Consider the following 16,702-nt stretch of genomic DNA (forward strand, 5'->3'; position numbering starts at 1 on the left):
CGGCGCCGGCGCGGCGGGCAGGGCTGTGGCGGGCGTGGCCAGGGAGGGCAGCGGCAGCCACAGGGCGGCCATCAGCAGCAGGGCAAGGTGGGGGAGGTGGCGGGCCATCGACGTCCGGTGTTCGGGTCCGCGCCCATGGTAACGCAGCCCCCTGTACGAGGGCCTTCAGGCCCGAAGCTTTCTGGCGAAGAGCTTCGGGCCTGAAGGCCCTCCTACAGGGGACGTCGGGGGGAATGGGGTAAAATGCGCGGCTTCCCGCCTCCGAGCCTGGCCCGATGACCTGCCGCACCCGTTTCGCCCCCAGCCCGACCGGTTTCCTGCACATCGGCGGCGCCCGCACGGCGCTGTATTGCTACCTGGAGGCGCGTCGCCGCGGCGGCCAGTTCATCCTGCGGGTCGAGGACACCGACCGTGAGCGCAGCACCCAGGCCGCGATCGACGCGATCCTGGAGGCCATGGACTGGCTGGGCCTGGAGTACGACGAGGGCCCGATCTTCCAGACCGCGCGCCTGGACCGCTACCGCGAGGTGGCCGAGCAGATGGTCGCCGCCGGCACCGCCTACTACGCCTACGAAACCCGCGAAGAGCTCGACGCCGCCCGCGACGCCGCCATGGCCGCGAAGGAGAAGCCGCGCTACAACGGCTACTACCGCGATCGCAACGCGCCTTTCCGCGACGATCCGAACCGGGTCATCCGCTTCAAGAACCCGATCGGCGGCACGGTGGTGTTCGAGGACAAGATCAAGGGCCGCATCGAGTGGAGCAACGACGAGCTCGACGACCTGGTGATCTTCCGGCCCGACGGCTACCCGACCTACAACTTCGCGGTGGTGGTCGATGACCTGGACATGGGCATCACCGACGTCATCCGCGGCGACGACCACGTCAACAACACGCCGCGCCAGATCAACATCTACAAAGCCCTGGGCGCGCCGGTGCCGCATTTCGCGCACATGCCGATGATCCTCGACCCGGAGGGCGCCAAGCTGTCCAAGCGCTCGGGCGCGGCCAACGTGATGTCGTACAAGGAGGAGGGCTACCTGCCGCATGCGCTGGTGAACTACCTCGCGCGCCTGGGCTGGTCGCACGGCGACCAGGAGATCTTCAGCCGCGACGAACTGCAGCAGCTGTTCGCCATCGAGGACGTGAACCAGAAGGCCTCGCGCCTGGACCCGGCCAAGCTGGGCTGGCTCAACCAGCACTACCTCAAGACCGACGCGCCGGCCGACCTCGCGAAGCATTTCGCGCCGCAGCTGGTCGCGCACGGCTACGACCTGGCCAAGGGCCCGGATCCCGCCGACGTGGTGGTGGCGCTGCGCGACCGCGTGCAGACGCTGAAGGAAATGGCCGAACGCGCCCACGTCTGGTACTGCCCGCTCACGCAGTACGACGAGGCGGCCGTGGCCAAGCACCTGGTCGCCGCGGCCCGCGCGCCGCTGGCGGCGGTCCGTGAAGGCCTGGCGGCGCTGGCCGCGTGGTCGCCCGAGGCGGTGCACGGCGTGCTGCAGGCGACTTCGGAGGCGCTGGGCATCGGCCTGGGCAAGATCGCCCAGCCGCTGCGCGTCGCCATCACCGGCACCCAGGTCAGCCCGTCGATCGACCACACCGTGTTCCTGGCCGGGCAGGCCGAGGCGCTGGCGCGCATCGACGCCGCGCTGGCGCGCATCCCCGCCTGAACCGCAGCCCCGCCTTCACCCGCCGCGAATTGATTTCGCGCCGGGCAGGGGCCACCCTAGCCGCATGGCCAAGCACGCCCACGACCACGACTGCACCAGCCCCGAGCATCATGTCCACGATGCCGGCGGCTACGTGCAGGCCGTCGAGCAGGCCTGCGAGGAGCGCGGCCTGCGCCTGACGCCGCTGCGCGCGCAGGTGCTGGGCTTGATCGCCGAGGCCGGTCGTCCCGTGAAGGCCTACGACCTGCTGGATTCGATGAAAGCGATCAACGGCTCGAGCGCGCCGCCCACCGTGTACCGCGCGCTCGACTTCCTGCTCGAGCAGGGCTTCATCCACCGCCTGGCCTCGATGAACGCCTTCGTCGGCTGTCACCATCCGCACGAGCGGCATTCGGTGCCGTTCCTGATCTGCGACGGCTGCCAGACGGCGATCGAGCTCGAGGATGAGCGCATCACCGGCCTGCTCGACTCCCAGGCGCGGGCCATGGGCTTCGCCCCGCGCGCGCAAACCCTCGAGGTACACGGCCTGTGCGCCAGCTGCTCCGCGGCCTGAGCCGCCCCCTGCTGGCGACCGCCCTGGCCCTGGCCGCGGCCGGCGCGGCCGCGCAGGACTATCCGATCGACAAGCCCGGCACCGACCCGGCCGCCGGCCCGGTGCCGCCCGCCGGCATCGCCCTGCCGGAGCTGCTGCTGCCCGCGCCCGAGCTGGTGACGCCGCTGGCCCTGCTCGACCGACTGGTCGTGCCGGGCACGCGCCTGCAGCTGGAATGGCGTCCCGGCGGCGGCATCAGCAACGCCGAGATCCCCAGCCCGGTCATCGTCGCCCGCGGCGCCAAGGCCGGCCCGGTGCTGTGCCTGGTGGCCGGCATCCACGGCGACGAGATCAACGGCGTGGAAGTCGTCCGGCGCCTGTCCCACGGCGTCGATCCGACCCGGCTGTCGGGCACGGTGATCGGCGTGCCGATCGTCAACGTGTTCGGCTATTCGCGCGGCAGTCGCTACCTGCCCGATCGCCGCGACCTGAACCGGCACTTCCCGGGCAGCCGCAGCGGCTCGATCGCCTCGCGCATCGCGAACGCCTTCTTCCAGGACATCGTCAAGCACTGCGACATGCTGGTCGATTTCCATACCGGCTCGTTCGACCGCAGCAACCTGCCGCAGGTGCGCGCCGACCTGACCAATCCCGAAGTCCTCGAGTTCACGCGCGGCTTCGGCGCCACCGTGGTGCTGCACAGCCCGGGCAACCGCGGCATGCTGCGGGTGGCCGCCACCCGCGTCGGCATTCCCGCCGTCACCTTCGAGGCCGGTGCGCCGACCCGGCTCGAGCCGTCCGAGATCGCGCAGGCGGTCGCGGCCATCGAGCGCCTGATGATCACCCGCGGCATGCGCGAGGATCCCAACGCCGGCCAGCCGGTGCCGGGCGACACGCCCATGGTCACCCTCGAGGCGCCGAAGCCGGCGCCGATCTTCCTGGACTCGCGCTGGGTGCGGGCCAACTCTGGCGGCCTGCTGATCAGCGACGTGTCGCTGGGCCAGCGCGTGCTGGCCGGCCAGCGCCTGGGCAAGGTGATCGACCCGGTCAGCAACGTCGAGCGCTACATCCTGGCGCCGGTGCCCGGCCGCGTGATCGGCATGTCCCAGAACCAAGCCGTGCTGCCGGGCTACGCCGCCTTCCACCTGGGCACCGAGACCAGCGAACAGCAGGCGGTGCAGGAGGCCGAAGCGCCCGGGCCGACGCCGGCCGAGGCGGTGGCCGAGGATCCCGAGGACCGGCCCGAGGCCGTGGACGTCGAGGACGGCGAGGACTACGAGTAGTCCCCGCCGCTTCGCGCGTCAGAAGTCGACGCGCAGGCCCACCGCGATGTTGCGTCCCGCCAGCGGGGCGACGTCCTTGAGGTAGGACGTGTGCGCGCGCGCGTCCTCGTCGCCGAGGTTGCGGCCTTCGACGAAGGCCTCCCAGCCGGCGCCGCCGACGTCCCAGTGGTAGGTGATCCCGGCGTCGAACAGGGTGTAGCCGTCGGTGGCCGACTCCAGCGCCGCCACGTCGTCCTGGTCGGCGACCCGGATCGCGCCGACGCGGGCGCGCCAGTTGCCGCGCGACCAGGCCAGGTCGGTGCCGACGCGACCCGGCGCGATCCGCGGCAGGCGACCGCCGGCGTCCAGCCGCGCGTCCACGGCGTCCGCGAACACGCGCAGCGTCCACAGGCCGCTGGCGTTCTCGGCCAGGTCGACCAGGCCCTCGGCTTCCCAGCCGGTGAAGGTGGCATCGCCCTGCACCCAGGTGCGCACCGGCAGTTCGTCGAGCTCGGCGCCGGTATCGCCCAGGTAGATGAAGTCATCGAAGGCGGTGCGGTAGACCGACACCTTGCCCTCGAACCGACCCGTGTGCAGGTGCAGGCCGAGCTCGCCGCTGAGCGCGGTTTCCTTGCCCAGCGTGGCGTCGCCCAGTTCGTAGCTCTGGGTGGCGATGTGCGGACCGTCGGAGAACAGCTCCTCGGCGGTCGGCGCGCGCTGGGCGCGATCGAGGTTCGCACTCAGGTGCATGGTCTCGCTGAAGCGCCACAGGGCGCCGACGGCCAGGCTGGTGGCGTTCTGGTCGACGGTCGGCAGGGCGCCGGTCGGGTCGATGCGGATGCGGTCATGGCGGGCGCCCAGCTCCAGCTTCACGTCGCCGAAGTCGCGCTCCTGCACCGCGAACAGCCCGAGGTCGCGGCTGATCGACGCCGGCACGAAGGCCTCGTCGCCGATCGCCGCGAAGTCGCGGTGGCCGTACTGCAGGCCGTAGGCGCCGCGCCAGCCGGCCAGTTCCCGCGGCACCAGCTCCAGTCGCGCCTCGGTGCCGGTGTTCTCGAACACGGTGCCCACCGCCCCGCCCTCGAACTCGGTGTGCTCGTAGCGGCTGCGGGTGACGCGATAGTTGATCTCCTTGAGCGGACCGACGTCGCGGACGCCGCCGCGCACGTCGAAGCGATCCTGGCGCAGGTCGAGGCGCACCACCTCCTCGGCGTCCTCTTCCCCACCATCGTGGTCCTCGCCGTCCTCGTCGTGGGCATGCGCGCCCGGCGGGATGCCGTAGTTGCTGCGGTAGGTGCTGGCCGAGGCGCCCAGCCAGCTGCGCTCGCCGAACCAGCTCGCGCCGATCGCGCCGCCCTGCGTGGTCAGCGCGCTGTTGGGCAGGCGCCCCTGCGCGAGTTCGTCCGGCGACGCGCCTTCGTCGATCTCCTCGGCCACCAGGGCGGGCGAGTAGGCGAAGCCGGGGATGCGCACGTCGTTGGCTTCGCGGCGGAAGCCGTCGGCATGGAAGGTCCACGGACCGGCATCGGCATCGAGTCGGAACATCGCGGTGGTGTCGTCGGCGGCGCTGCCCTGGCGCAGTTCGGCGCGGCCGGACAGGTCGCGGCCGACGCGGTCGGTCGGCACGCGGCCGTCCACCACGTTCACCGCGCCGCCGATGGCGCCGCTGCCGTACAGCAGGGTGGCGGGGCCCTTGAGCACCTCGATCTGGTTGGCCAGGAAGGGCTCGATGGTGACGGCGTGGTCGACACTGACCGTGGACACGTCGAGCGACCCGGTGCCGCCGCTGAGCACCTGGACGCGGGCGCCATCCTGGCCGCGGATGATCGGCCGGCCGACGCCGGCGCCGAAGAAGGAGGACTGCACGCCGGTCTGGCGCTCCAGGGTTTCGCCGAGGGTGCCGGCCTTGCGGGCGTCCAGCGCCTCGCCGCGCAGGACCTCGACCGGGCGGGTCAGGTCGTCGATGGCGTTGCGCAGCGGCGACGCCGTCACTTCGACGGCGTCCAGCACCCGGGGCGTGTCGTGGGAGTGGGCGTCCTCGCGCTCGTCGGCCTGCGCGGACAGCGACAGGGCCAGGGCGATGGCGACGGTGAGCGGGGCGAAACGGGGCGTTCGGGGCATGTGGGGACTCGGGTTGCGGGCGTCGGGGCGCAATGTTATATTGTTACAACTTCAGCGCAAGCCCCCCGAAAGCCATGGTCGCCATCGTCAAACGCCGCAAAGTGCAGCTGCCGCCGTGGGCCGACCGCCTGGGGGCGATCGGCGCCTTCATCTGCGCGCTGCACTGCGCCCTGATCCCGCTGGCGCTGGCCCTGATCCCGACCCTGGGGCTGGGCCTGGTGGCCTGGCACGGCGCCGAGGTCGGCTTCAGCGTGCTGGCCACCGTGCTGGCCGTCACCAGCCTGGTGCTGGGCTATCGCAACCACCGTGCCTACCACGCCTGGCTGCTGGTCGCGCCCGGCCTGGCCCTGATCTGGTTCTCGCTGCTGTATCCGCCCCTGCACGCCTCGGTGCTGCCGCATGCGGCGGCCATGACCGTGGGCGGGGTGCTGATCGCCCTGGCGCACCTGGTCAACCTGCGCCTGTCCTACGGCCACACCCACTGACCCCTGCGGGCCCCACCTTGGTGGGAATGGCCCGCGGTGATAGGCTACGCGACTCACTGGACACCACTTTCAAGGAATCACCATGGGTAGGGGCGACAAGAAGACCGCCAAGGGCAAGCGTTTCACCGGCAGCCACGGCAATGCGCGACCGCAGACGAGCAAGAAGCCGACCGCCGGCAAGACCGCGGCCACGGTGAAGGCCCCGGCCAAGGCTCCGGCCGCCGCCAAGGCCCCGGCCAAGAAGGCCCCGGCCAAGAAGGCCGCCGCCGCCGCGAAGTAATTCGTCGCGTCACGGCGTCATCCACGAAGCCCCGCCTCCGCGGGGCTTCGTTGTTTCCGGGGCTGGGAATCCCGCGCATGGCATTGCCGCGACCGCGCCGGCATCATCGGGCCATGAACGCTTCCAAGCGCCTGTTGGCGGTGATGCTCCTGTTGCTTGCGTGCAGCTCGGGGCGGGTCGTGGCCGACACCTGGCCCTTGCCCGAAACCGCGGTGTACGCGTCCGCCGACGCGCGATTTCGCTTCATCGTGGTCCCAGGCGGCTTCGGCGCCGGTGCGTCGGGGCCATCCGGAACCTTGGAGCGGCAAACGAACGATGGCCAGTGGCGGACCGTCTGGCGGATTTCGTTGGTGAACCGGGATGCGCCGGTCGAGGCGCTGGTGGCCGACCAGGGTGAGTTCGTGGTCACGTTCGACAACTGGCACAGCCGGGGCATCGGCGATGACGTCGTGGTGATCTACGACGTGCGGGGCAATGTGATCGCGTCACTTGGGCTCGGCGACATGTTGCCCGCGTCCATCATCGAAGCCCTGCCGCGGTCCAGCAGTTCGATCTGGTGGGGCGGCGAGCACCGTTTCGACGCCAACGGGAAGGACCTGATGTTGGCGGTCGCCGTGCCAGGTTCAACCAGGCTGTCCCGCCCCGATCGTTACTTCCACGTCCGCGTGACGCTCGCCTCCGGCAAAGCGCGGATCATTCGCGATGCGGATTGGACCCTTGCCCTCGCGACCTCGGCCCGGGTTCTTGCCCGGCAGCAGCAACAGCGCGCAGCTTTCGAGGGGCCACTGCGGGCGCCTGCGATCGACAGTCGCCGTGCCTGGCGGGACTACTCGCGGGAGGTCTTCCTGCGGATGGCGCCGGCCTGGCCCCCGGGGCGGTTCGAGAGGCTGTTGGTCCGCCTGCCACCCGACCAGGACTACATGGGCGACGTGCGTTCGATCCGCGGGTTGCTTGGCTACACCCGGCCGCCCCGCAGGCACTGGCCGGAATCCCGCCCGTCGCAATGGCGTGCGCCCATTGCCACCATGGTGTTCGCCTCGCCGGCGCGGGCAGCGCTTGCGGATGCCTTGGTCGAGGAAGCCGCGACGCTCGGGGCCGGAAGCTTGTCTGGCTGGCGCGTGTACATCGTCTGCGAGCCACGCGACGCGGGCCGTCTGCGGATGGCGCTGGGCCGGCTTGGGGCGGACGTCGTCGCCGTTGATCCGAACCAGCCCATTCCGCAGCGATCGGAGCGGATGGCAGGGTTGGGCGGCTAGCGGGGGTCAGTCGGGAACGCGGCGGCCGGCGATGTGCACCGCGTGCACCAGGTCGCCGCCCAGCCAGTAGCCTAGCTCGGCCGGGTGCGCGATCCGCCACTGCACGAAGTCGGCGCGCTGGCCGGGCAGCAGGCGGCCACGGTCGTGCAGGCCCAGCGCCAGTGCGGCGTTCACCGTCGCGCCGCGCAGCGCTTCTTCCGGGGTGAGCCGGAAGTGGGTGCAGGCCAGGCTCATCGCCAGGCGCAGCGACTGCAGCGGCGAGGTGCCCGGATTGAGATCGGTGGCCACCGCCATCGGCACCGCGTGTTCGCGCAGCGCGGCGATCGGCGGCAGCCGGGTTTCGCGCAGGACGTGGAAGGCGCCGGGCAGCAGCACCGCGACGGTGCCGGCGGCGGCCATCGCGCGCACCGCGTCGTCGCCGGTGTATTCGATGTGGTCGGCGGACAGGCCGCCGAAGCCGGCGACCAGTGCGGCGCCGCCGAGGTCGCTGAGCTGGTCGGCGTGCAGCTTCACCGGCAGGCCGAGCGCGCGCGCGGCCTCGAACACGCGCCCGGTCTGCGCCGGGCTGAAACCGATGCCTTCGCAGAACGCGTCCACCGCATCCACCAGGCCCTCCGCGTGCAGCTTCGGCAGCCACTCGCAGACGGCATCGATGTAGTCGTCGGCGCGGCCCTCGAACTCCGGCGGCAGCGCATGCGCCGCGAGGCAGGTCGTGCGCACCTCCAGCCCGAGCGCCTCGCCCACGGCGCGCGCTACCTGCAGCATCTTGCGCTCGCTGTCGAGGTCCAGGCCGTAGCCTGACTTGATTTCGAGCGTGGTGACGCCGTCGGCGCGCAGCGCGCGGGCGCGGGGCAGGGCGCTGGCGAGCAGCGCGTCGTGCGATGCCGCGCGGGTCGCGCGCACGGTCGAGACGATGCCGCCGCCCTCGCGCGCGATCTGTTCGTAGCTGGCGCCCTGCAGGCGACGCTCGAACTCGGGTGCGCGGTCGCCGGCGAACACCAGGTGGGTGTGGCAGTCGACCAGGCCGGGCGTGATCCAGCGGTGCTCGGCCGACTCGACGCGGGCGGCCAGGTCGGCCGGTGCGCCCGGCAGGTCCGCCTGCGGACCGGCGTAGGTGAGCAGGCCATGCTTCCAGGCCAGCGCGCCGTCCTCGATTACGCCCCAGGCGCCCAGGTCGTCGCGCAGCGTCACCAGGCGCGCGTCCAGCAGCAGCTTGTCCCAGGGCGGGGCGAGGCGACCGATCATCGGATGGCGCCCTCGCTGCGCAGCCGTTCCGGCGCGAAGCCGAACTCGCGGGCGATCTCGTCGCTGTGCTCGCCCAGCCGCGGCGGCGCCCGCTCCAGTCGCGGCGGCGAGGCCGACAGCCGCAGCGGGCTGCCGACCATCGGGATGCCGTCGATCGCGACGCGCATGCCGCCGGCGGTCGCGACCGGGTGGTCCAGCGCCTGTCGCACGGTGTTGATCGGCGCCGCCGGCACGCCGGCCTGGCTGAACAGCTCCAGCCAGTGCGCCGCCGGCTCGGTCGCGAACAGCGCGGCCAGCGCGCCGCACAGTGCCTCGCGATGCTCGACGCGGGCGGCGTTGTTGCGATAGCGCGGGTCGCGCAGCCAGTCCTCGCGGCCCAGCGCGCGGCAGGCCTGGATCCACAGCTTCTCGCTGGCCACCGCCAGCACGAACTCGCGGTCGCGGGCCGGGAAGGCCTGGTAGGGCACGATGCTGGCGTGGGCGTTGCCGTGGCGAGGCACGTCGCTGCCGGTGAACAGCGCGTTGCTGCCGACGTTGGCGAGCATGGCCAACTGGCTGTCGAACAGCGAGACCTCGATGCGCTGGCCGCGGCCGGTGCGATGGCGCTGCAGCAGGGCGGCGAGGATGGCGGTGGCGGCGTTCTGGCCGGTGGCCAGGTCGGCGACCGCCACGCCAGCCTTGCATGCGCTGCCGTCGGCCGGGCCGGTGATGGCCATCATGCCGGCCTCGGCCTGCACCACGTAGTCGTAGCCGGGCAGCTGGGCGCCGGGGCCACTGCGGCCGTAGCCGGAGATCGAGCAGTACACCAGCCGCGGATTGATCGCCGCCAGCGCGGCGTAGCCCACGCCCAGCGACTCGGCGCCGCCGGTGCGGTAGTTCTCGACCAGCACGTCGGCTTCGCGCACCAGCGCTTCGAGCAGCGGTCGCGCCGTCGGCGCCCGCAGGTCGATCGCCAGCGAGCGCTTGTTGCGGTTGCAGCAGGCGAAGTAGGCCGACATGCCGTCGAGGAAAGGCGGGCCGAGGCCGCGGGTGTCGTCACCGTCGAAGGACTCGAGCTTGATCACGTCGGCGCCGAGGTCGGCCAGCATCATGCCGCACCAGGGTCCGGCGAGCACCCGCGACAGCTCCAGCACCCGGATTCCGGTCAGGGCATTCATGGCCCGGATTGTATGCGCCCCGCGCGGCCGCATGCGAAACTCGCGGCCATGCCTGCCGCCGCCTCCCGCTTCCCGACCGCCGCCGGGCCCGACGGCCACTGGCGCCTGCCGGGCCTGCCCAACCTGCACTCGCACGCCTTCCAGCGCGCCATGGCCGGCCTGGCCGAGCGCCTGAGCGATCCCAACGACAGCTTCTGGACCTGGCGCGAGCTGATGTACCGCTTCGCCGGCCGGGTGGATCCGGACTCGCAGTACGCGATCGCCACCCAGCTCTACGCCGAGATGCTGGAGGCGGGCTACACCAGCGTCTGCGAGTTCCATTACCTGCACCACGCACCCGACGGCCAGCCCTATGCCGATCCGGCGGCGATGTCGCGCGCGCTCATCGCCGCCGCCCAGGACACCGGCATCCGGCTGACGCTGCTGCCGGTGCTGTACATGAGCGGCGGCTTCGACGGCCGCCCGCTGGGCGAACGCCAGCGCCGCTTCGGGCATTCGCTCGAGGCCTACCTGGCGCTGCTGCAGTCGCTGCGTGCGCTGGCCTCGCCAATGCTGCAGGTCGGCGTTGCCTTCCACAGCCTGCGGGCCGTGCCGGCACCGGCGCTGGCGGCGGTGCTCGAGGCGATCGGCGACGCGTCGATGCCGATCCACCTCCACATCGCCGAGCAGGTGGGCGAGGTGCAGGACTGCCTGGCCCTGCGCGGCGCCCGCCCGGTGGAATGGCTGCTGGCGAACGCGCCCGTCGATGCCCGCTGGACCCTGGTGCACGCCACCCACCTCGAGCCCGGGGAAGTGCAGGGCATCGCCCGCAGCGGCGCGACCGTGGCGATCTGTCCGACCACCGAGGCCAACCTGGGCGACGGCCTGTTCCCGCTGCGCGACTACCTGCAGGCGGGCGGGCACTGGGGCATCGGCTCGGATTCGCACGTCTCGGTGTCGCCGGTCGAGGAGCTGCGCTGGCTGGAGTACGGCCAGCGCCTGGTGACCCGGCGCCGCAACATCGCCGTCGGTCCCGACCAGCCCAGCACCGGCACGCTGCTCTACACGCAGGCGCTGGCCGGCGGCCTGCGCGCCTGCGGCCTGGCGGACGCCGCGCAGGACTGGCTGCTGCTCGACGGCGACGCGCCGGTCCTGGCCGCGGCCCGCGCCGACGACCTGCTCGATCGCGTCGTGTTCGCCGGCAACCGCGGCCTGGTGCGCGAGACCCACGTGGCCGGCCGCCGGGTGGTCGCCGAGGGCCGGCATGTCGACGCCGGGCCCATCGCCGCCCGCTACGCCCGGGTCCTGCGGACGTGGCTGGCCAGCTGATGGCGAAGGCCGCGTTCGCGCTCTGGCTTGGGTTGGCTGCGCTGTGGCCGCTGCCGGCCGCAGCGGCGGACGCGACGGTGCCCGCGGGTCCGCCGGTCACCGTGTTCGCGGCCGCCAGCCTGAAGGAAAGCCTGGACCAGGCCGCCGCCGCCTGGACTGCCGCCAGCGGCCAGCCGGTGCGCGTCTCCTACGCCGCCAGCTCGGCCCTGGCCCGCCAGATCGAGCAGGGGGCCCCGGCCGACCTCTTCATCTCCGCCGACGGCGAGTGGATGGATTACCTGGAGCAACGCGGCCAGCTCGCGGCCGGCTCCCGCGTCGACCTGCTGCGCAACCGGCTGGTGCTGGTGGCACCGGCCTCGTCGGACGTCGATGCGGCCGCGCTGGCGTCGCCCGCGGCGCTGGCCGCGGCCCTGGGCGCGGACGGCCGCCTGGCGGTGGCGGAAACCACCAGCGTGCCGGCCGGCCGCTACGCGCGCCAGGCGCTGGGGGCGCGCGGCCTCTGGCCCGCCGTGTCGGGGCGCCTGGCGGAAGGCGACAACGTGCGCGCCGCCCTGGCCTTCGTGGCGCGGGGCGAGGCGCCGCTGGGCATCGTCTATGCCACCGATGCGCAGGCCGAGCCGCGGGTGAAGGTCGTCGCCACCTTCGCGGCCGCCGACCATGCGCCGATCGTCTATCCGGTCGCGCGCGTCAGCGGGCGCGAGGCGGGCGCGGCGTTCCTGGATTTCCTGACGGGCGAGACCGCGCGCGAGCTGTTCACGCGCGCCGGGTTTTCGCGGCCCTGAGTGCTGACGCCGGCGGAAACCGGGATCGTCCTGCTCAGCCTGCGCGTGGCGGCGCTGGCGGTGCTTTGCGTGCTGCCGTTCGCGGTGGCGGCGGCCTACGTGCTGGCGCGGGCGGAGTTCCGGGGCAAGGTGCTGTTCGACGCCGTGGTGCACCTGCCGCTGCTGCTGCCGCCGGTGCTGACCGGCTACGTGCTGCTGCTGCTGTTCGGGCGGCAGGGCGCGATCGGGCAGTGGCTGGAGGCGTGGTTCGGCGTCAGCCTGGCGTTCCGCTGGACCGGCGCCGTGCTGGCGGCGGCGGTAATGGCGTTCCCGCTGTTCGTGCGCGCCATCCGGCTGTCGATCGAGGCGATTCCGCGCGAGGTGGATGAAATGGCGTCCAGCCTCGGGGCGCGACCCTGGGCCCGGTTCTGGCAGGTCATCCTGCCGCTGAGCGGGCCCGGCGTGCTGGCCGGCATGACGCTGGCCTTCGCCAAGGCGCTCGGCGAGTTCGGCGCCACCATCACCTTCGTCTCCAACATCCCGGGCGAGACCCAGACCCTGTCGCTGGCCATGCACACCCTGCTGCAGGTGCCGGGCGGCGAGTCCGGCATCGCCCGGCTGGCGATCGTCTCGGTCATCCTGGCCATCGGCGCCCTGCTGGTGTCGGAATGGATGGCCCGGCGCTCGGCCTATCGGCGGGCCAGCGAATAGCGTCGCGCCGGCGCGCGCCTGCCCCCGCGGTCAGCTGCCAGCCAGCTTCCCGGGCCCGGCAGGCGTAGGCTGTCCCCAGTCGTCCCACCGGAGTCCGCCATGAAGCGCACCGTCCTGAGCCTGCTCCTCGCCTTGTCCGCCTTCGCCGTTTCGGCCCAGGCCGCCCCGGCGCCGTCCGCCGACGCCGCATCGCCGGCGCCGGTCGCCGAAGCCGCCCCGCCGGCCGACGCCGCGCCATCCGTCGACGCCGCGACACCGGCCGACCCGGCCGCCCCGGAGGCCGACGCCCTGGCCGCCAAGGCCGACGCCCGCAACTGCATCCGCGACACCGGCACGCGCATCAAGCGCCGTGATCGCGACGGCTGCAACGGCCAGCCCGGCGAGTCCTATACCGGCGAGGAACTGCGCCGCACCGGCGCCAGCAACCCCGCCGAAGCGCTTCGCCTGCTGAGCCCGCGCGTCGGCGGCTGAGCCCGCGGGCGCGTCGCGCCCCCGGAACCTATAATCGGCGCCTGCCTTCCCGGAGCCGCCGATGCCTACGTCCCCGCGCCACGATGCTTCCCGCCTGGTCCGCGCACCGCGCGGCAGCCAGCTCACCTGCCGCAGCTGGCTCACCGAAGCGGCCTACCGGATGCTGCAGAACAACCTCGATCCCGAGGTGGCCGAGAACCCGGCCGAGCTGGTGGTCTACGGCGGCATCGGCCGCGCGGCCCGCGACTGGGCCTGCTACGACAAGCTCCTCGAGACCCTGCGCACGCTGGGCGACGACGAAACCCTGCTGGTGCAGAGCGGCAAGCCGGTCGGCGTCTTCCCCAGCCACGCCGACGCGCCGCGGGTGCTGATCGCCAACTCCAACCTGGTGCCGCACTGGGCCACGTGGGAGCACTTCAACGAACTCGATGCCAAGGGCCTGATGATGTACGGCCAGATGACGGCCGGCAGCTGGATCTACATCGGCTCGCAGGGCATCGTCCAGGGCACCTACGAAACCTTCGTCGAGATGGGTCGCCAGCATTACGGCGGCGACCTCACCGGCCGCTGGATCCTGACCGCGGGCCTGGGCGGCATGGGCGGCGCCCAGCCGCTGGCGGCCTCGCTGGCCGGCGCCTGTTCGCTCAACATCGAATGCCAGCAGAGCCGCATCGACATGCGCCTGCGCACCCGCTACGTGGACGAGCAGGCCAGCGACCTCGACGACGCCCTGGCGCGCATCGAAAAGTACTGCGCGGCGGGCGAAGCCAGGTCGATCGCGCTGCTGGGCAACGCCGCCGAGATCCTGCCCGAACTCGTGCGCCGCGGCGTGCGTCCGGATGCCGTGACCGACCAGACCAGCGCCCACGATCCGCTGCACGGCTACCTGCCGGCCGGCTGGACGCTGGAGGAATGGTCCAGCGAGCAGAAGAACAATCCGCAGCGGGTGGTCGACGCCGCCAAGCACTCGATGCGCACCCACGTCGAGGCGATGCTGAACTTCGAGGACATGGGCATCCCCACCTTCGACTACGGCAACAACATCCGCCAGATGGCCAAGGACGTGGGCTGCGCCGACGCCTTCGATTTCCCGGGCTTCGTGCCGGCCTACGTGCGGCCGCTGTTCTGCCGCGGCATCGGGCCGTTCCGCTGGGTCGCGCTCAGCGGCGACCCCGAGGACATCTACAAGACCGACGCGAAGGTCAAGGAACTGATCCCGGACAATCCGCACCTGCACCGCTGGCTGGACATGGCGCGCGAGCGCATCGACTTCCAGGGCCTGCCGGCGCGCATCTGCTGGGTCGGCCTGGGCGATCGCCACCGCCTGGCGCTCGCGTTCAATGAAATGGTGCGCACGGGTGAACTGAGCGCGCCGATCGTGATCGGTCGCGACCATCTCGACTCCGGCTCGGTCGCCAGCCCCAACCGCGAAACCGAGGCGATGCTGGACGGCAGCGACGCCGTGTCCGACTGGCCGTTGCTCAACGCCATGCTCAACGTCGCCGGCGGCGCCACCTGGGTGTCGCTGCACCATGGCGGCGGCGTCGGCATGGGCTACAGCCAGCACAGCGGCGTGGTGATCGTGGCCGACGGCAGCGAGGCCGCCGACCGCCGCCTGGCCCGTGTACTGTGGAACGACCCCGGCACCGGCGTGATGCGCCACGCCGACGCGGGCTACGAAATCGCCAAGGCCTGCGCCCGCGAGCAGGGCCTGAAGCTCCCCATGCTGTAACCCCCGGAGAATCCCGATGATCGGCTACGTCACCCTCGGCACCAACGATCTTCCCCGCGCGGTCGCGTTCTACGATGCGCTGTTCGGCGCCATGGGCGGCAAGCGCTTCATGGAGCACGAAGACGTCTTCGTCGCCTGGGTCACCGATCCCCAGGCCGCCGGCCTGAGTGTCACCAAGCCCTTCGACGGCCAGCCGGCGACGGTAGGCAATGGCGTGATGGTCGCGCTGGACGCGGCCAACCCGGCCGAGGTCGACCGCCTGCACGCGCTGGCGCTGTCGCTGGGCGGCACCGACGAGGGCGCCCCGGGCCTGCGCGGGGGCGGCTTCTACTGCGGCTACTTCCGCGACCTCGACGGCAACAAGCTCAACTTCTTCTGCTTCACGGGGGCCTGAGTCGGTGTCGTCGCTGATGCTGTGGCTGGCCCTCGCGGCGGCCCCCACGCCCGAGACCTGCCCGCCACCGGCCATGCCGCTGCCGCGCTATTCGATGGAGCTCATGCGCCGCGGGAAGCCCGGCACCACCAAGGTGCTGGCGCGGTTCGATGACTGCGGTCGTATCGTCGAGGCCTCGGTGGCCACCGCCAGCGGCCAGTCCGAGCTCGACGAGGCGGCGCTGGCGGCGGTGCGCACCTGGGTGTTGAGCCCGGCACAGCGCGCGTCGATCGAAGGCGAATGGGTCCGGCTGCCGGTAACCTTCGGCGGCGTGCGCCGGATCGATCCGATCAAGGCCGAATGGGCGAAGTCGCATCGCCGGCCGGACTATCTCGCCGACCAGCAGCCCCTGGGCTTCGATTCCATCGAAGCCTTCCATGCCGCCAGGCTGGTGCGTGCCGATCCGGTGTACCAGGCGCCGTTCGCCTCGCGCCGGCGCGATGACGGGCTGACGCTTTACCCGCGCTTCGAGCGACATGCCACGGACGACGACATTTACTGGCTGACCTGGTTCGCGAGCACGCCCCGGGTCCGAAGCAACGGGGCCATCGTCAAGCGGGGGCAGTCCACGCAGGTGGCGGTGGTGCGCTATCGCCTGGCCGAGGAGGCGGGCGAGCCCGTGGTCCGGGTCGCCCTGCATTGCGAGGACACCCCGGCCAACTGCGACGAACTGCGCGAGCTGGCGTTCAAGGGCCTGCCCTCGGCCCGCCCGCGGCGGCGCTAGCGGCCGACCGACCCGGCCGGGCCAGGCCGGTCAGGCCGGCAGGACATGGATCTCGATGTCGTCCAGGCGCACCACCTGGCCGGCGCGGATCTTGGCGGTCTTGCGCAGTTCCTGGACGTCGTCCACGGTCACTTCGCCGGTGGCGACGATCTGCTTGCCCATGCCGCCGCTGTCGCAGACGCCGGTCAGTTTCAGCAGTTGGTTGAGTTCAACGAACTCGCGATCCAGTTCAAAATCAATGCGCGGCATGGCAACCCAGGCTCCCGGTGTCCCGCCATTGTGCGCCACCCCCATCCCCGCCGCGACCCCGCCGTGCGCAGCCCGTCACGCGATGGACTCGCGGCAGCGCCGCCGCTCCCTTCGAGCGCGTGCGCCGGGCGCACGAACGGCCGTACGCCGGGACCTCCCGGCAGCGCCGCCGCCCGCTGCACTAGTCCTTCTGCCCGCCGTCTTGCTAGCGCCATCCCTGGCAGCAAACGTCGGCCGTTACGGGCTTCCTGCCCTTCACTTCAGAAGGACTAGTGCAGCGTGCGACGTCGCCCCGGAGG

The 16,702-nt window shown here is 72.1% G+C and carries 17 protein-coding genes; 13 read left to right on the forward strand and 4 right to left on the reverse strand.

The window, feature by feature from the left end; genetic code table 11:
- Positions 1–275: 275 nt before the first annotated feature.
- From gltX to VFQ84_RS04820, 3 genes are all read left to right on the forward strand, one after another.
- On the forward strand, positions 276–1,676 hold the full coding sequence (gltX, locus tag VFQ84_RS04810) for a glutamate--tRNA ligase (RefSeq protein ID WP_325129760.1): 1,401 nt from the start codon (positions 276–278) through the stop codon (positions 1,674–1,676).
- Between the two features lie 64 nt (positions 1,677–1,740).
- Positions 1,741–2,229 (forward strand): transcriptional repressor, encoded by a 489-nt coding sequence (locus tag VFQ84_RS04815; RefSeq protein WP_325129762.1) that lies wholly within the window; start codon positions 1,741–1,743, stop codon positions 2,227–2,229.
- The gene (locus VFQ84_RS04820) at positions 2,205–3,491 is read left to right on the forward strand and encodes a succinylglutamate desuccinylase/aspartoacylase family protein (RefSeq protein ID WP_325129764.1); all 1,287 of its coding nucleotides are present in this window, start codon (positions 2,205–2,207) and stop codon (positions 3,489–3,491) included. Before VFQ84_RS04815 ends, VFQ84_RS04820 begins: the two co-directional genes overlap by 25 nt.
- Positions 3,492–3,509: 18 nt before the next feature.
- Here VFQ84_RS04820 and VFQ84_RS04825 read toward each other — a convergent pair whose 3' ends face one another.
- Positions 3,510–5,591 carry a TonB-dependent receptor gene (locus tag VFQ84_RS04825; RefSeq protein ID WP_325129766.1) on the reverse strand — a complete coding sequence of 694 codons (2,082 nt, stop codon included), beginning with the start codon at positions 5,589–5,591 and terminating at the stop codon, positions 3,510–3,512.
- Positions 5,592–5,665: 74 nt separating this feature from the next.
- Here VFQ84_RS04825 and VFQ84_RS04830 point away from each other — a divergent pair, with 74 nt between their 5' ends.
- The 3 genes from VFQ84_RS04830 to VFQ84_RS04840 all read left to right on the forward strand — a co-directional run bounded on the left by VFQ84_RS04830 (position 5,666) and on the right by VFQ84_RS04840 (position 7,612).
- Positions 5,666–6,076: a MerC domain-containing protein gene (locus tag VFQ84_RS04830; protein ID WP_325129768.1), complete on the forward strand. Its 411-nt coding sequence runs from the start codon at positions 5,666–5,668 to the stop codon at positions 6,074–6,076.
- Positions 6,077–6,158: 82 nt separating this feature from the next.
- The gene (locus VFQ84_RS04835) at positions 6,159–6,356 is read left to right on the forward strand and encodes a 30S ribosomal protein THX (protein ID WP_325129770.1); all 198 of its coding nucleotides are present in this window, start codon (positions 6,159–6,161) and stop codon (positions 6,354–6,356) included.
- A gap of 113 nt (positions 6,357–6,469) precedes the next feature.
- Positions 6,470–7,612 (forward strand): hypothetical protein, encoded by a 1,143-nt coding sequence (locus tag VFQ84_RS04840; protein WP_325129772.1) that lies wholly within the window; start codon positions 6,470–6,472, stop codon positions 7,610–7,612.
- A 6-nt stretch (positions 7,613–7,618) separates the two neighbouring features.
- On the opposite strand, the gene hutI is transcribed toward VFQ84_RS04840, so the two are convergent.
- On the reverse strand, positions 7,619–8,857 hold the full coding sequence (gene hutI, locus VFQ84_RS04845) for an imidazolonepropionase (protein ID WP_325129774.1): 1,239 nt from the start codon (positions 8,855–8,857) through the stop codon (positions 7,619–7,621).
- The gene (locus tag VFQ84_RS04850) at positions 8,854–10,014 is read right to left on the reverse strand and encodes a CoA transferase (protein ID WP_325129775.1); all 1,161 of its coding nucleotides are present in this window, start codon (positions 10,012–10,014) and stop codon (positions 8,854–8,856) included. Before VFQ84_RS04850 ends, hutI begins: the two co-directional genes overlap by 4 nt.
- A gap of 48 nt (positions 10,015–10,062) precedes the next feature.
- Here VFQ84_RS04850 and VFQ84_RS04855 point away from each other — a divergent pair, with 48 nt between their 5' ends.
- The 7 genes from VFQ84_RS04855 (at position 10,063) to VFQ84_RS04885 (ending at position 16,154) form a co-directional block, all read left to right on the forward strand.
- Positions 10,063–11,322, forward strand: a complete 1,260-nt coding sequence (locus tag VFQ84_RS04855) for a formimidoylglutamate deiminase (protein ID WP_325129777.1) — start codon at positions 10,063–10,065, stop codon at positions 11,320–11,322.
- Positions 11,322–12,104 (forward strand): molybdate ABC transporter substrate-binding protein, encoded by a 783-nt coding sequence (modA, locus tag VFQ84_RS04860; RefSeq protein ID WP_414637000.1) that lies wholly within the window; start codon positions 11,322–11,324, stop codon positions 12,102–12,104. Before VFQ84_RS04855 ends, modA begins: the two co-directional genes overlap by 1 nt.
- The gene (modB, locus tag VFQ84_RS04865; protein ID WP_325129781.1) at positions 12,105–12,794 is read left to right on the forward strand and encodes a molybdate ABC transporter permease subunit; all 690 of its coding nucleotides are present in this window, start codon (positions 12,105–12,107) and stop codon (positions 12,792–12,794) included.
- Positions 12,795–12,893: 99 nt separating this feature from the next.
- A complete protein-coding gene (locus VFQ84_RS04870; protein WP_325129783.1) occupies positions 12,894–13,265 on the forward strand; it encodes a hypothetical protein in 372 nt (123 codons plus the stop codon).
- Positions 13,266–13,326: 61 nt separating this feature from the next.
- Positions 13,327–14,997 carry a urocanate hydratase gene (gene hutU, locus VFQ84_RS04875; protein ID WP_325129785.1) on the forward strand — a complete coding sequence of 557 codons (1,671 nt, stop codon included), beginning with the start codon at positions 13,327–13,329 and terminating at the stop codon, positions 14,995–14,997.
- Between the two features lie 16 nt (positions 14,998–15,013).
- Positions 15,014–15,391 carry a VOC family protein gene (locus VFQ84_RS04880; RefSeq protein WP_325129787.1) on the forward strand — a complete coding sequence of 126 codons (378 nt, stop codon included), beginning with the start codon at positions 15,014–15,016 and terminating at the stop codon, positions 15,389–15,391.
- Between the two features lie 16 nt (positions 15,392–15,407).
- Positions 15,408–16,154 carry an energy transducer TonB gene (locus tag VFQ84_RS04885; protein ID WP_325129789.1) on the forward strand — a complete coding sequence of 249 codons (747 nt, stop codon included), beginning with the start codon at positions 15,408–15,410 and terminating at the stop codon, positions 16,152–16,154.
- A 30-nt stretch (positions 16,155–16,184) separates the two neighbouring features.
- On the opposite strand, the gene VFQ84_RS04890 is transcribed toward VFQ84_RS04885, so the two are convergent.
- A complete protein-coding gene (locus VFQ84_RS04890) occupies positions 16,185–16,403 on the reverse strand; it encodes an RNA-binding S4 domain-containing protein (protein ID WP_325129791.1) in 219 nt (72 codons plus the stop codon).
- Between the last annotated feature and the right edge of the window lie 299 nt (positions 16,404–16,702).

Origin of the sequence: Arenimonas sp., assembly GCF_035721105.1 — a bacterium.
Classification (GTDB): Bacteria; Pseudomonadota; Gammaproteobacteria; order Xanthomonadales; family Xanthomonadaceae; genus Arenimonas.

What these genes read in the sequence shown, in the direction of transcription:
- VFQ84_RS04870 (WP_325129783.1), top strand. Translation starts at nt 12,894, where the DNA reads ATGAAGCGCACCGTCCTGAGCCTGCTCCTCGCCTTGTCCGCCTTCGCC.
- VFQ84_RS04825 (WP_325129766.1), bottom strand. Translation starts at nt 5,591, where the DNA reads ATGCCCCGAACGCCCCGTTTCGCCCCGCTCACCGTCGCCATCGCCCTG.
- VFQ84_RS04855 (WP_325129777.1), top strand. Translation starts at nt 10,063, where the DNA reads ATGCCTGCCGCCGCCTCCCGCTTCCCGACCGCCGCCGGGCCCGACGGC.
- gltX (WP_325129760.1), top strand. Translation starts at nt 276, where the DNA reads ATGACCTGCCGCACCCGTTTCGCCCCCAGCCCGACCGGTTTCCTGCAC.
- VFQ84_RS04840 (WP_325129772.1), top strand. Translation starts at nt 6,470, where the DNA reads ATGAACGCTTCCAAGCGCCTGTTGGCGGTGATGCTCCTGTTGCTTGCG.
- VFQ84_RS04880 (WP_325129787.1), top strand. Translation starts at nt 15,014, where the DNA reads ATGATCGGCTACGTCACCCTCGGCACCAACGATCTTCCCCGCGCGGTC.
- VFQ84_RS04830 (WP_325129768.1), top strand. Translation starts at nt 5,666, where the DNA reads ATGGTCGCCATCGTCAAACGCCGCAAAGTGCAGCTGCCGCCGTGGGCC.
- VFQ84_RS04835 (WP_325129770.1), top strand. Translation starts at nt 6,159, where the DNA reads ATGGGTAGGGGCGACAAGAAGACCGCCAAGGGCAAGCGTTTCACCGGC.
- hutI (WP_325129774.1), bottom strand. Translation starts at nt 8,857, where the DNA reads ATGATCGGTCGCCTCGCCCCGCCCTGGGACAAGCTGCTGCTGGACGCG.
- modA (WP_414637000.1), top strand. Translation starts at nt 11,322, where the DNA reads ATGGCGAAGGCCGCGTTCGCGCTCTGGCTTGGGTTGGCTGCGCTGTGG.
- VFQ84_RS04815 (WP_325129762.1), top strand. Translation starts at nt 1,741, where the DNA reads ATGGCCAAGCACGCCCACGACCACGACTGCACCAGCCCCGAGCATCAT.
- VFQ84_RS04850 (WP_325129775.1), bottom strand. Translation starts at nt 10,014, where the DNA reads ATGAATGCCCTGACCGGAATCCGGGTGCTGGAGCTGTCGCGGGTGCTC.
- VFQ84_RS04890 (WP_325129791.1), bottom strand. Translation starts at nt 16,403, where the DNA reads ATGCCGCGCATTGATTTTGAACTGGATCGCGAGTTCGTTGAACTCAAC.
- VFQ84_RS04885 (WP_325129789.1), top strand. Translation starts at nt 15,408, where the DNA reads ATGCTGTGGCTGGCCCTCGCGGCGGCCCCCACGCCCGAGACCTGCCCG.
- hutU (WP_325129785.1), top strand. Translation starts at nt 13,327, where the DNA reads ATGCCTACGTCCCCGCGCCACGATGCTTCCCGCCTGGTCCGCGCACCG.